Origin of the sequence: Peribacillus frigoritolerans (assembly GCF_001636405.1) — a bacterium.
Classification (GTDB): Bacteria; Bacillota; Bacilli; order Bacillales; family DSM-1321; genus Peribacillus; species Peribacillus frigoritolerans.
Map to the genome: position 1 here is coordinate 19801 of NZ_KV440950.1, position 13645 is coordinate 33445.

General features: G+C 42.1%; 12 protein-coding genes and 1 pseudogene. 7 read left to right on the forward strand and 6 right to left on the reverse strand.

What is annotated here, in order from left to right; genetic code table 11:
- Window positions 1-162: 162 nt before the first annotated feature.
- Window positions 163-642 (reverse strand): MarR family winged helix-turn-helix transcriptional regulator, encoded by a 480-nt coding sequence (locus A6755_RS00070; protein ID WP_034304838.1) that lies wholly within the window; start codon window positions 640-642, stop codon window positions 163-165.
- A gap of 130 nt (window positions 643-772) precedes the next feature.
- On the opposite strand from A6755_RS00070, the gene A6755_RS00075 reads away from it, so the two are divergent.
- A complete protein-coding gene (locus tag A6755_RS00075) occupies window positions 773-2287 on the forward strand; it encodes an MDR family MFS transporter (protein WP_063589526.1) in 1515 nt (504 codons plus the stop codon).
- A 128-nt stretch (window positions 2288-2415) separates the two neighbouring features.
- Window positions 2416-3126, forward strand: coding sequence for an SGNH/GDSL hydrolase family protein (locus A6755_RS00080; RefSeq protein ID WP_063589527.1), 711 nt, complete (start codon window positions 2416-2418; stop codon window positions 3124-3126).
- A 34-nt stretch (window positions 3127-3160) separates the two neighbouring features.
- On the opposite strand, the gene def is transcribed toward A6755_RS00080, so the two are convergent.
- Window positions 3161-3739: a peptide deformylase gene (gene def / locus A6755_RS00085; protein ID WP_034304843.1), complete on the reverse strand. Its 579-nt coding sequence runs from the start codon at window positions 3737-3739 to the stop codon at window positions 3161-3163.
- 250 nt (window positions 3740-3989) lie between these two features.
- On the opposite strand from def, the gene A6755_RS00090 reads away from it, so the two are divergent.
- Window positions 3990-5723 (forward strand): AAA family ATPase, encoded by a 1734-nt coding sequence (locus A6755_RS00090; protein ID WP_063589528.1) that lies wholly within the window; start codon window positions 3990-3992, stop codon window positions 5721-5723.
- A gap of 152 nt (window positions 5724-5875) precedes the next feature.
- On the opposite strand, the gene A6755_RS00095 is transcribed toward A6755_RS00090, so the two are convergent.
- The 3 genes from A6755_RS00095 to A6755_RS00100 form a co-directional block, all read right to left on the reverse strand.
- Window positions 5876-7330: a DHA2 family efflux MFS transporter permease subunit gene (locus tag A6755_RS00095; protein ID WP_063589529.1), complete on the reverse strand. Its 1455-nt coding sequence runs from the start codon at window positions 7328-7330 to the stop codon at window positions 5876-5878.
- Complete coding sequence (locus tag A6755_RS26500) at window positions 7327-7500, reverse strand: MbtH family NRPS accessory protein (RefSeq protein ID WP_134402070.1); 174 nt, start codon at window positions 7498-7500, stop codon at window positions 7327-7329. The genes A6755_RS00095 and A6755_RS26500 overlap by 4 nt, the downstream gene beginning before the upstream one ends.
- Window positions 7501-7668: 168 nt before the next feature.
- On the reverse strand, window positions 7669-7905 hold the full coding sequence (locus A6755_RS00100; protein WP_052137160.1) for an alpha/beta hydrolase: 237 nt from the start codon (window positions 7903-7905) through the stop codon (window positions 7669-7671).
- Window positions 7906-7961: 56 nt separating this feature from the next.
- Between A6755_RS00100 and A6755_RS00105 the strand changes: the two genes are divergently transcribed.
- Window positions 7962-8405: an ABC transporter ATP-binding protein gene (locus A6755_RS00105; protein ID WP_084737271.1), complete on the forward strand. Its 444-nt coding sequence runs from the start codon at window positions 7962-7964 to the stop codon at window positions 8403-8405.
- Window positions 8406-8756: 351 nt separating this feature from the next.
- Here A6755_RS00105 and nagE read toward each other — a convergent pair whose 3' ends face one another.
- Window positions 8757-10673 carry an N-acetylglucosamine-specific PTS transporter subunit IIBC gene (gene nagE / locus A6755_RS00110; RefSeq protein WP_063589530.1) on the reverse strand — a complete coding sequence of 639 codons (1917 nt, stop codon included), beginning with the start codon at window positions 10671-10673 and terminating at the stop codon, window positions 8757-8759.
- A gap of 305 nt (window positions 10674-10978) precedes the next feature.
- Here nagE and nagA point away from each other — a divergent pair, with 305 nt between their 5' ends.
- The 3 genes and pseudogenes from nagA (at window position 10979) to A6755_RS00125 (ending at window position 13615) form a co-directional block, all read left to right on the forward strand.
- Entirely contained in the window at window positions 10979-12157 is a 1179-nt protein-coding gene (gene nagA / locus A6755_RS00115) for an N-acetylglucosamine-6-phosphate deacetylase (protein WP_063589531.1), read from the forward strand.
- On the forward strand, window positions 12157-12891 hold the full coding sequence (gene nagB / locus A6755_RS00120) for a glucosamine-6-phosphate deaminase (protein WP_063589532.1): 735 nt from the start codon (window positions 12157-12159) through the stop codon (window positions 12889-12891). The genes nagA and nagB overlap by 1 nt, the downstream gene beginning before the upstream one ends.
- A 14-nt stretch (window positions 12892-12905) precedes the next feature.
- A pseudogene (locus A6755_RS00125) lies at window positions 12906-13615 on the forward strand (GntR family transcriptional regulator).
- Window positions 13616-13645 lie beyond the last annotated feature (30 nt).

Consider the following 13645-nt stretch of genomic DNA (forward strand, 5'->3'; position numbering starts at 1 on the left):
GATTTATATTAGCAGATAATGAGAATCATTATCAATATATATTTTTAATGGAAACGTGACATTATTCATTCTCTTTGAAAAGAATCCACGCTATCCCTTTTGCTTACGCAGGATAAGTAGATCCCAGCTGGCTAAAAATAAAAAAGGCAGCCTACATATCAGCTACCTTTCACGCTCACTCATTAACTTGTCATTTTCTTTATCCATAATTTTTGTGATTTCCTCAACAAATTGATTGATCAATATTAGCTCTTGTTCATTATAAGCTGAGCATAATTCTTTTGTGGCCATGGAGAGCGATTGATAGTGCGATTTAATCTGTTCCTGCCTTTCCGGTATCGGCATAATCATGACCTTTCTTCCGTCCAATTGATCTCGTTCCCTTTTAACATAACCCGACTTCTCCAGGCGATTGATCAGTGCCGTAACCGAACCCGTGCTCAATCCTGTAATTTTGGATAATTCACCAGCGGTAATCGGTCCTGTTTCATTCAATATTTCAGCACTCTTTAAGTCCGTATGGGACACCCCTATTTTCTGGGCCATATTTTGTTGAAATAAAACGGATCTCATTCCATACCGCTGCAATCTGTGTGTTAAACTCTCTAACAGAGCTGAATTCAACCTATTATCGCTTGACATAAAATGCCACCCCTTTTACACTTGAATTTATCTTGATTATCAAGATAAATGTTTTGTTTCATCTTAACGTTTACCCTTCAACCATGTAAAGGAAAATTCATGAGCTGGTTGATATGAAGGAGGAAAATAAATGAACGTTCAAAAAAAACAAAAATTCATTGTTGCCGGTTTACTACTGGGTATCCTGATGTCAGCAATGGATAATACGATTGTTGCGACTGCGATGGGAACGATCGTTTCTGATTTAGGCGGATTTGATAAGTTTGTATGGGTGACATCCGCCTATATGGTCGCAACGATGGCAAGTATGCCGATATTCGGTAAGCTTTCGGACATGTATGGAAGAAAGCGGTTTTTTATTTTCGGACTTATAGTCTTTTTGATTGGTTCCGCATTATGCGGCATGGCTCAGAGCATAGTGCAGTTAAGTATCTTCCGTGCAATCCAAGGGATCGGCGGAGGCGCCTTGATGCCTATAGCCTTTACGATTATTTTTGATATTTTCCCACCTGAAAAACGGGGGAAATTAACTGGCCTTTTCGGTGCTGTATTTGGAGCATCAAGCGTATTGGGACCACTTTTAGGTGCTTATATTACCGAATACTCCAGCTGGCACTGGATTTTCTACGTCAATGTTCCGATTGGGATCATTTCTTTACTTTTCATCTGGAATTATTACAAGGAGTCACCCAACACCCAGGAGCAAAAAATTGATTGGGGTGGAGCAGCAACTCTCGTCATAGCCGTTATCAGCTTAATGTTCGCTCTTGAACTAGGCGGGGAGTATGGTTGGAGTTCCTCTCCCATCATAGGCCTGTTTGCCAGTTTTGTGGTTTTCTTCGTTTCATTTTTCTTTTTCGAAAAAAGAGCAAGTGATCCAATCATTTCATTATGGCTGTTTAAAAGGCGATTATTTGCCACTTCTCAAATTTTAGCCATTCTTTATGGCGGTACATTCATTATTTTAACCGTCTATATCCCGATTTTCGTGCAGGCAGTTTACGGTGGTTCAGCAACAAATGCCGGACTGATCCTAACTCCCATGATGCTTGGTTCTGTATTCGGCAGTGCAATTGGCGGGATATTCAATACAAAGACAAGCTTTCGTAACTTAATGACGGTTTCCGTCATCTGTTATTTTGCAGGAATGCTTTTATTAGGGACCATCACCCCTGATACCAGCAGGACTTTATTAACTTTGTACATGATTTTGACTGGATTTGGCATGGGCTTTTCCTTCTCCCTTTTGCCTATAGCATCCATCCACAACTTGGAACCTAGATTCCGGGGGTCGGCCAACTCAACAAACTCCTTTCTCCGTTCTTTTGGGATGACACTCGGTGTAACGATTTATGGAGCGATTCAGAACAATGTATTCACAAGTAAAATGACGGATGCGTTTAAAGGAATGCAAGGAAGTCCGGATACAGCCGGATTGATGGAGGACCCACGCCAGCTCTTCCAATCGGAAACACGTGCGGAGATTCCGGATTTTATCCTGGATAAAATCGTTCATGCGATGTCCGATTCGATTTCATTCATCTTCACCTTGGCCCTCATTCCGATCGGTCTTGCAGCCATCACTGTGTTCTTCATGGGAAAAACAAGGGTGGAAACACCTTCAAAAAAGGAATCATTGCAATAAACAAAAAGCGCTGCACTCCCAGCGCTTTTTGTATTTTCATCTCCCTTCTATAAAGGAGGTGAAGATTGCCGAAATATCATTCCGCTACTAAAATATAAGTAACACATTCACATACCGAGGTGAGAAGTTTGAAGATCGTATGTTTTGGAGACAGTTTAACCAGAGGCATTTCTTATGTTAGGGGGCGCCTTCGCATCATTAAAGAAAATTATCCAAACTCTTTAGCTAAGCTAACAGAATCTTTGCCATTCGTCGAAGTTTTGAATAAAGGGGTTTTCAATGATAACTCCGACCTGTTGGTTAGCCGGATCGAGAAAGACGTTATGTCGGAAAATCCCGATATCGTATTAATAGAGGTCGGTGGAAATGACTGTAACTTCCATTGGGACGAAGTAGCCAAGAATCCAGAAGGTGACCATGAACCCATCGTTCCAATCGAACGCTACCTGGAAAATGTCACACAACTTGTCAAGCAGGTTCAGGACAAGCATATAACCCCTTTCCTTTTAACTCTTCCGCCACTGGATCCTGCCAGATATTACAGATCCATCGCCGATAAGTTCGGTCATTCAATCGGGTATTTCGTTTCCCATGTCGGCGGTATTGAACATTGGCATGGGATGTACAATCGCCAATTGAAAAGCCTTGCAGAGGAACTAAAGGTGCCTTTGATCGACGTCCGTTCCCATATTAAATCCTCCGGTGACTTGGGTCCCTTGATTAGCGATGATGGCATCCACCTCACTTCAGAAGGATACCAGCAAATGAGCCTGGCCATTTTCAGTGATTTGCTGAAGCATATGGAAGAAGATATGTTTCCTAAAGCCATAAAACGGTAAAAAGGCAAAGCATGGCGCTTTGCCTTTTTGGGTTTTACAGACTTTTCACTTCCACGTTTTCCGGAAGCTTGAAAGGGTTTTCGGTATTGATCCGGTCATAAAACATCATCCCGTTCAAATGATCTAGCTCATGTTGAAACACGATTGCAGCAAAGCCCTTCAGCCGCATCTCTATTTCCTCACCATTACCGTCAAAAGCTTTGATTTTAACCCGTTCATAACGCGGTACATATCCTTTAATATCACGGTCGACAGAAAGGCAGCCTTCACTTTGCGGTAAATAGATCATTGTGGCGGAATGGCTGATGATTTTCGGATTCACAAGGGCATATTCAAACAGCTTCCCCTTTTCGTCGGGGAAATACATGACGAACATGCGTTTATTCAAGCCTATCTGATTGGCAGACAACCCAACTCCTTCACGCAAGTTGAACTTCTTTTGGAGTTTTGGATCCTGACTGTTTTTCAAGTATTGCATCATGCATTCCAGCGTTTCACGATCTTCATCCGAAATCGGCAGGCTAACTTCATCCGTTACCTGACGCAGAATGGGATCCCCTTCTCTAACGATATCCTTCATCGTAATCATATAGTCTTTTATAAATTTACTCATAGAACTTCACACTCTTCTACCATTTTATTTTTTCATGACTTAGACCATTTCACTTTAGCATTTCGCATTTAAAAAGTCTAATATCCCGGATAGATTAAATATTTCTAAATTCCGGACTCTTTAAACTCCCATACATAAGTGTTATTTCTTTCCTTTAACATTATTTACCTTTAATTTAGGGTACAAAGACCTATAGATTACATGTTTAAAAATTTTATACTGAATATATATACTTAAAGGAGATGAAAAATTGAACTCGAACTCTAAATTAGTTTCGAAATTGCTGCCGTTCCTTACGGCTCTCATTGTGATAATTGCTGGAATCAGTTGGTATGCTGTTACTCAGTCAAAGGATATGGTCATTCCTTTTTCATCGGTGGAAAAAACGATTAAAGCCCAAAATGGAGCTCTTGTCACCATTGAAGAAAAAAGAAATGGCACTCTTCACATCTCCACACCAGATGGAGAATACGTTTCAAGTATTCCTCCCAACAGTCAAATGATCAATAAACTTGTCGAAACTTATAACGTTCAATATTCTTTTTCATCAACTAATAAATCAGCATTATGGATTTTAGGCGGGTTAATGGCGGCCCTCGTCACAACCGGTGTCATTATACAGAAAAAATCAAAGGGCGGATTGCGGATCGGCAGCAAAAAACAAAGCCTTTCCACCCCAAAACCCCTGCCAGAGATAACTTTGGATGATGTAGGCGGTTTGCAATCCGAAATCAAACAGGAGATCCTTCAGACACTTACTACACTAAAGGAACCTGAACGTTCAGCTAAAATTGGAATTAAGCCGCCTCAAGGCATTTTATTATACGGCCCTCCTGGAACGGGGAAAACGCTGCTTGCTCAGGCAATTGCAAAAGAGCTTGGTGCCAACTTCTTCTCAACGAGCGGTTCAGCCTTCAACGAAATGTTTGTTGGAGTCGGTGCAGCCCGTGTCCGCAGCCTTTTCCAAAATGCACGTAAACAATCGCCAGCTGTCATTTTCATCGATGAAGTGGATGCATTGGCTGGTAAAAGGAAACCCCACGGCGGGGAAGAAGGCGAAAAAACGTTAACCGAACTGCTTGTCCAATTGGATGGGGGCCATCCAAATGAAGGCATTTTATTCATTGCAGCGACCAACCGGAAAGATATGCTCGATGAGGCATTTCTACGTCCGGGCAGGATCGATTTCTCTTTCCAAGTCCCACTTCCGGATACACAAGGAAGAAAGGAAATCATCGATATCCATACGAAGGGAAAGCGTCTAGCGACAGATGTCCTGGCTTCCCTGGATGAGTTGGCTGAAAGTACATCCGGTTTCTCCGGCGCTGACTTAAGCTCCCTGTTCGATACTGCCTCACGTCATGCCCTGAGGAATGAACAGGATATGATTCGTAAACAGGATCTTGATTACGCGATTGACCGTACGATACTTGGAGCGACATCACGTACTTTGAATGATGCGGATACGAAGCGGCGTGTGGCCATTCATGAAAGTGGACATGCCCTGATTGCGGCTTTGACAAAGCCTGGCTCCGTTAGAAAGGCGACCATCATTCCGCGTGGGGAAGCCCTTGGATATGTAGCGCCGATACCGAAAGAGCTCCATCTGGCAACAGCCAGTGAATTGCTCGATCAAGTCAAAATGATCTTGGCAGGCGGCGTGGCGGAAAGAATGTATTTAGGGGAACATAGCATAGGTGTAGGCGGAGATGTACAGCAGGCGAAACATCTGCTGGAACAAATGGTCGATACCGGAATGCTTCAAGATGGATTCACCCTCACTTTCAATAAAGGTGAGAAGGAGCAAAAGATGCAGGAATTATTCACGAAAGCGATTCAGGAAACGGAAATGTTGATTAACTCGAATCGCCTACAGTATGAAGAGCTCGTTGAAGAGTTATTGAAAAAAGAGACACTTGAGGGATCTGAAGTTCAGCGTATCGTTGACGCTTTGGAAATAACCAACATATGCTCGAATGCATAACGTGTTTAAAAGATTAGAGCCTGTTCGAATCGAACAGGCTCTTTTTTTATACGGCAGTGAGCCGCAAAGCCAACCTTTAATTAATATCATGTAGGCAGTGCAGTCCCTTTACAGCTAGAAAAATGAAAGTGAGGTCACTGGCAAAATCACAGTTATCCGCTGCTCACCTGCTTTACATCAAGGGATTTAGCCATATGCTGTTTCGGTATCTTGGCCTTAAAATCATCCTTTTTCAAACGCATCGCAAATAATAGGGCTATGACGAGCAAAGCCACAGAACCTAGGAGAGCAAATTGATAGGATATTAAATTAACATCGTGCTCCCCATTCGTTCCTATCGAGCTAGTGCCCACTTCCCCCAGAATGCTGGCTAGGATGGCTACACCAATGGCAGAGCCAATCCGGTTTTGGACATTGAACAATGTGGCCGCCATTCCCATCGAAGCAAAGTTGATATTGGTGAAAGTGGAAAACTGTACGGCCACAACAGTATGTCCCAAACAGATACCGACGCTAAATAATAAGGCACGAAGGAACCAGGGGTTGGCTGTCGGCCCGACAATGCTAATCAATGTATAAATGATGATTGTACCAATCAGCCCTATCCGGATCACCTGATGTATGCCCAGTTTCTTCGTAGTCCAAGGCATCATCCGGGAGGCCACCATCAAACCTATAGCTTCCGGGAAAGTGGTCAGCCCGCTTTCTAAAGCTGAAGCATGAAGCGAACTTTGATACATTAACGGGAACACGAAGAGCATCCCCAATAAGCCCGCCATTGAAAATAATGAAATGATGCCCAATGTCCGAAACAATCGATCGGATAATAAACGCAAATCAAGCATCGGTTCATTCACACGCAGCTCCAATAGAATAAATGAGAGAACAAGAACTGCACCGATAATTCCTGTATATATGATAACGGGGGAGTCCCATCCTTTAGATGGTCCTAAGCTCATTGCATACATCAGCATGGAAAAGCCTGCAGCTGACAATAAGAATCCTGGAAGGTCCAATCTGCCAGCAGTTGGTTCTTTATTTTCTTTTAAAAACCATACACCGAATAACAGGACCATAATTCCGAAAGGGACATTTATATAAAATGCCCAACGCCAAGACAGCTGCTCCGCAAGGAATCCGCCTACAATCGGACCAACAGCTGGTGCGAATGCTATGGGAAGCACAAGGGAACGGGACACCTTTGGGCGTTCTTCAACAGAGAACGTTCTAAATAATATGGCCATTCCAACTGGTGTAAGGATCCCGCCTCCTGCCCCCTGCAAAACCCTGAACAAATTCAAAGTTTGAAGATTATTAGCGAATCCGCATAAAAAGGAGGCTGCCGTAAAGACACCCAATGCCATCAAGAAGATTTTCTTGGTTCCAAAACGATCCCCAAGCCACCCAGCTACCGGAAGGAATACAGCCAGGCTTACTAAATATCCAACATTAATGCCACTGGCTGAAGAGGGATCAAGGTTAAATTCACTACTGATCGTTGGCAGGATCACATTGACAATCGTCCCGTCCATCGAAACCATGAACATCGCTATGACATAAACGATGCTAACTACTATTTTAGGGTCCATTTGCATCCTTACTTTCATTTTATTCCATCAATGCTAGCAACTAGTTTTATGTATTTCCAGCAGTCCTCTCGATATATCAATGACCAGCCTTCTGGAATAACCAAAAAGACGGGCAAAAGGGAATTTCGACCTTCTTCAATTATAAATTCATTGTAGATCCCATTTTCATTCACGAAACGGTTGGTCATCAGTCATTGTCCTCCTTCATAATTTTTTCAAATTCTCGATAGTGAATGTTTGTTAGCAATCTCCCAGTCAATCAATAATGATAATCATTATCAATCATAATCTACAGGTAATGATATATATTTATAACTTACAGGTCAAGTGCCTTCCGTGGATTTACTGAGAAAGTCCTATTTCTTACCAGGCACATTTCTCTTCAAAGCAAAACGCAATGCCCTGTTAATCAAAGGAAAAACTGAAAGATGCCCTTCCCCTTCAAACTCGTTGAATTGAACATTCACTCTGCTATCCTTCAAGGATAATCGTTTTGATAATTCCAAAGCATTTTCATTCGTGCCGCTTTTATGGGTGCCTTCCAGCTCCCCCACGCCAAGCAAAAAGGAAATATCACCATTTCCTTGATTCAATCGGGAAAGAAACTTCTCCTCCTCCTCACGGAACCACTTTTTGTTCCAATGGAAAGATGGGCTTCCAGCCATTTCGAAACCGGCAAATCGCCAATCCATCCGGTGGTCAAAGACAAAAGGTTCGGCTGGCAATGGCTTTAGCACAGAAAACGGAGATTTTATTATTGGATGAGCCAACCACCTACCTTGATATGGCTCATCAACTAAAGGTTTTGCAAATAGTTGAAAAGCTTAATAAAGAACAAAAAATAACGACTGTCATGGTATTGCATGATATTAACCATGCGTCCCGGTTTTCACATGAAATCATAACGATGAAGGAAGGGGAAATCGTTAAAATCGGTACCCTGGGGGAAATCATCACACCTGCCGTTTTAGTGGAAGTCTTTCGTATTCATGCAAGGGTTATGATAGATCAGGCCAATGGGGTACCCGTTTGTTTTGGTTATGACAATTTATCACAGCAAGAAGTATATAAAGAAACCGTTTTATCCAATTGAAAGGTGTGGTTCGTAAAACGTATAATTCATCAAATGATATTCCCGAATCAACTGATTCAAACCAACACCAAACTCCTCAGGTATGGTTTCCATCTGAATTTTATAACATAGTTGATTGGGGCGGGTGTTCGAGACTCCTGCTTAGAAAAGCGCGTCTAGGAAGACCCCCTAGGTACAAGCCGGGGAGGCTCCCCGACCGCTCGCGGAAAGCGAGTGCCTGGATTGTGGATTGGAAATCAACATCCAAATTGTACAAGCCCAAAACTGCAGGCAAACCACTTTTCCTTGAGTTTGTCTACAGTCTAAAGTTAAAAGGGATGTCGACAAGTCGACACCCCTTTTTTAACCGCTTTATAGTTTTTCCAACTGGATGATATCTGGTGTATTTTGTTTCTGGATCCCTGACTTTTGCAACTTCACTGCCGTTCCTTCAGGTAAGTTAGTGAATATAATAGGAGTGACCGTTGATGGTGCATTCCGTTTAATGAAATCTAAATCAATTTCCAAAAGAGGTGTTCCTTTTGTTATTCTTTGGCCTTCTTGAACAAGAGCTGTGAACCCTTCTCCATTTAATTTAACTGTATCCAAACCAACATGGATCAGAATTTCCAGACCATTATCCATTTTCAATCCCAGTGCATGATTTGTCGGGAAGATACTTAGCACTTCCCCATCGATTGGGGATACTAGTTTTCCGTTGACTGGCTCGATAGCGAAGCCATCCCCCATCATTTTCATGGCAAACACTTGATCGGGAACTTGTTCTATCGGTAAAATGGTTCCTTCAATCGGAAGGACAAAGTCATTTGCATCCAAAGCTTGATTTTCCTCTACTATATCCTCTGCCACTTGTACTTGTGCAGATGGACCTGCTTTCACTTGGCTTGGATAGACGCCATCCTTGACAAGTTGTTTCATTGCATTTGCAACGAATTCAACATTCGTTCCAACAATGACCTGCACACTCGATTTATTCAACTTCATGACACCGCGCGCACCATGCCGTTTTAAGGCTGCTTCATTCACATTTCCTGAATCAGCCACTTGTAAACGCAAGCGTGTTGCACAGTTATCAATTAGCTTTATATTCTCTTTACCGCCAAGATCTTGAATGAAAAGCGATCCCATATCGGTATATTTATCCCCTGTTTTCACAATGGTTTCTTCTTCCACTTCTTCCTCATCGTCTTCACGGCCAGGTGTTTTTAAATCCATGATCTTGATGACAAAATAGAAAATCACGAAGTAAACTGCCGCGTATACCAATCCAATCGGGATTAACCATAGCGGTTTTTGCGCAATACCAAAGTTCAAGAAATAATCAATGGCTCCTGCAGAGAATCCAAACCCATGATGGATATCCAATATAACAGCAAGTGCCAGAGAGACCCCGGTTAAAAGGGCATGTATTACATATAACACCGGTGCGATGAACATGAAAAGAAATTCAATCGGTTCAGTGATTCCTGTAAGGAAAGAAGTGAAAGCCAATCCAACAAGCATCCCCGTCACCAATTTACGTTTCTCTTTCTTAGCAGCTGCAATCATCGCTAATGCTGCAGCTGGAAGACCGAACATCATGATCGGGAAAAAGCCGGTCATGAAGGGCCCAGCAGTCGGGTCCCCTGCGAAGAAACGATTTATATCACCCGTCGCTCCATTGTACTCACCAAAGACGAACCAAACCATACTATTCAAGACATGATGCAATCCTACTGGAAGCAATAAGCGATTCAATACTCCGAATACGCCAGCACCAAATGCCCCTGCACCTGTAATCCAGTCACCGACACTATTTATTACATCTTGAATCGGCGGCCACACAAAACCGAATATTCCCGCAAGTATGATCATCGCAAGCGAAGTGATGATCGGGACGAATCGTTTCCCTGAAAAGAATCCAAGCCATTCAGGGAGTCTTATGTCGGAGTATCTATTATATAGAAGAGCGGCAACTATCCCCGATATAATACCGCCTAAAACAGCCATGTTGATTTCTTTATCAATCGCTTGTGTACCATTCGTTAATACAAAGTATCCAACAAGGCCTGATAATGCCGCAGCGCCACTTCCATCTTTGGATAATCCAATCGCTATTCCCAAGGCGAACAATATCGCAAGGTTATCGAATATCGCCTTTCCAGCTGCGGCAATAAAGGCAATATCAAGTAAATCCGGTTGCCCTAAACGAAGCAATAACGCGGCTGCTGGTAAAACGGCAATCGGTAGCATTAAAGCTTTCCCAATCTTTTGTAAAAAATTTAACATCGAACTCATCTCCCTTGTACCTAACTTCTTTGATCAACAACAAGATGTATTAAGCGTTTTCATTTTATCAATATAATAACTTTTCTTTGGGATTATACTAGCACAGAAAATATATAGATGTCTATACCAATTTACTTGTAAATATACTATATTCTTTGAAAACAAAGTAAAAATATCATTTTTGTTCTTGATACTCTCTAACTGGTCTAGACAACTTTTAATAAAAACGATAAAATGAGGGCAAAATATATGAGACCATTTCATGACTCATTCATTAAGTTTTACTTTCATAAAGGAGATTATGTATGAAAACATTCATTATTAATAATCTGATGGTTCACAGCGAAAAGGAAACATACAAAAATGGGTACATTAAAGTCGTGGATGGAAAAATTGCCGAAGTTGGTCCAGCCAGCCAATACAAACAGGACGATGATGCCAAGGTGATTACTCTTTCACCGGATTATCAGGTAATTCCCGGTGCCATCGACATTCATATTCACGGAGCATCCAATTCCGATGCAATGGATGCCACACATGACGCATTATCCATAATGGCAAAGACCCTTCCTAAAGAAGGAACCACCAGCTTTCTGGCCACTACAATGACCCAATCCAACCAAGCCATTGAATCAGCACTTCTTAATGCTGGTAAATATATCGAAAATCAAACTCAGGAAAATGCTGAAATAGTTGGAATTCATTTAGAAGGTCCTTTCATTTCACCGGCCCGTAAAGGAGCACAACCTGAGGATTATATCGTTGATCCTGATGTCACTCTATTTAAAAGATGGCAGAAAATGGCGGAAAATCAAATCAAGCTTGTAACGCTTGCTCCTGAACAACCGAACGGATTAGATCTTGCCACCCACTTAAGGGGAACTGGCGTCGTCGCCTCCATCGGCCATTCAGATGCAACATATGACCAAATAGATGAAGCAATCCAGGCAGGGACTACCCACGTTACACATCTTTATAATGGGATGCGTGGACTCCATCACCGCGAACCTGGCGTTTTGGGAGCTGCTTATCTTCGAGACGAGCTATATGTTGAACTTATTGCTGACGGCATTCACTGCAGGCCGGAAATGATCAAGCTCGCATATAACCAAATTACCAGCGAACGAATGATACTGATAACGGACTCACTTCGTGCCAAATGGCTTGAAAAGGGAACTTATGATTTAGGTGGTCAGCCTGTTAATGTTGACGAAACGAAAGCAACGCTTTCAGACGGCACACTAGCCGGCAGTATATTGAAAATGAACGATGCCATCAAGAACACAATGGAATATACCGGTTGTTCCATGACTGACATTATAAAAATGACGGCTGAAAACCCTGCCAAACAACTTCGGATTTTTGACAGAAAAGGAAGCATCCAAGTCGGCAAAGACGCAGATCTTGTAATATTGAATGACCGCCTGGACGTTGAAATGACTTTCTGCAGAGGAAATTTAGCTTTTAAAAAGGAGAATGCATAATGAATATCATACAAGTGCAGGACTACACGGAAATGAGCCGGACAGCCGCAGAAATAGTGATCGGAAAAGTCAAAGGAAATCCGAATATCAAATTGGGCCTTGCAACAGGCGGCACCCCTAAAGGAATGTACGATAATTTGATTGAAGATCACTTGACTAATCATACTTCATATGAACATGTAACGTCTTTTAACCTTGACGAGTATATCGGCTTAAAACCAAATGATCCAAACAGTTACCATTTTTATATGGATGATTCCTTATTCACACACATCAATATAAATAAAGAGCGTACTCACCTGCCTAATGGCACAGCCGATGACACGAATGGAGAATGTCAACGGTATGACGAAATGATTGATTCCGTGGGCGGGATCGATCTTCAGATACTTGGCATTGGCCAAAATGGCCATATTGGTTTTAATGAACCTGGAACTTCCTTCACATCCGGTACACATGTCGTGACACTTGAAGATTCGACGCGCCAAGCGAATGCACGTTATTTCGACTCCATAGACGAAGTTCCGACACATGCCGTTACGATGGGCATTTCAACAATCATGAAAAGCAAAGAAATACTGCTGCTGATTTCTGGTGAAGAAAAAGCCGAAACACTGAAGAAATTGATACACGGTGACATTTCCGAGGAATTTCCTGCATCTATCCTAAAAAAACATAATAGTGTTACAATTATCGCAGACCAAAAAGCGTTATCCGGAGTGATAATACCCTAAAGGAGCGAAAGTCGATGATTGATAAAAACTCACCTCTTCCGATTTATTTTCAAATCGAAGAACAAATAAAAAGAAAAATAGAAAACGGTGAGTTCCAAGCGCACGATGCCCTTCCATCTGAACGTGAATATGCCGAGCAATTCGAAATTAGCCGGATGACCGTCCGCCAAGCCATAAATAATTTGGTGAATGACGGATACTTATACCGTCAGAAAGGAAGGGGAACCTTTGTCGCCGATAAGAAATTGGAGCAGCAGCTCAATGGGCTGACCAGTTTTACCGAGGACATGAAGGCCAGGGGATTAAACTGCTGAGCTTTGAAATCATTCCGGCTGATAAGAAGATTGCCAGTGAATTGCACATTTCCCTTTATGCTCCCATTTATGAAATAAAACGCATTCGGTTGGCTGATGATGTTCCAATGGCGCTCGAGACCGTGTACATGTCTGCCAATTTAATTAAAGGATTAACGGAAGAAATCATTAACCTTTCCCTTTACCAATATGTGGAGAACTACATTAAACTAAAGATAGACTATGCTTCACAAACGTTGGAATCATCGATTGCTTCTGAATTGGAAGTGACCCATTTAGCAATTCCAAAGCACTCACCCATATTATTCATTCAAAGGAATACGTTCTTAATAGACGGAACTCCCCTTGAATATGTTAAATCGGCTTATCGTGCGGACAGGTATAAGTTCACTATCAACATAAGCAGATAAAATTGAATATTTTCATCACTATAGTCTTTT

Coding starts and splice junctions, on each gene's coding strand:
- A6755_RS00070 (WP_034304838.1), bottom strand. CDS start 642: ATGTCAAGCGATAATAGGTTGAATTCAGCTCTGTTAGAGAGTTTAACA.
- A6755_RS00075 (WP_063589526.1), top strand. CDS start 773: ATGAACGTTCAAAAAAAACAAAAATTCATTGTTGCCGGTTTACTACTG.
- def (WP_034304843.1), bottom strand. CDS start 3,739: ATGAGTAAATTTATAAAAGACTATATGATTACGATGAAGGATATCGTT.
- A6755_RS00095 (WP_063589529.1), bottom strand. CDS start 7,330: ATGAAAGTAAGGATGCAAATGGACCCTAAAATAGTAGTTAGCATCGTT.
- A6755_RS26500 (WP_134402070.1), bottom strand. CDS start 7,500: ATGACCAACCGTTTCGTGAATGAAAATGGGATCTACAATGAATTTATA.
- A6755_RS00105 (WP_084737271.1), top strand. CDS start 7,962: ATGGGCTTCCAGCCATTTCGAAACCGGCAAATCGCCAATCCATCCGGT.
- nagE (WP_063589530.1), bottom strand. CDS start 10,673: ATGTTAAATTTTTTACAAAAGATTGGGAAAGCTTTAATGCTACCGATT.
- nagA (WP_063589531.1), top strand. CDS start 10,979: ATGAAAACATTCATTATTAATAATCTGATGGTTCACAGCGAAAAGGAA.
- nagB (WP_063589532.1), top strand. CDS start 12,157: ATGAATATCATACAAGTGCAGGACTACACGGAAATGAGCCGGACAGCC.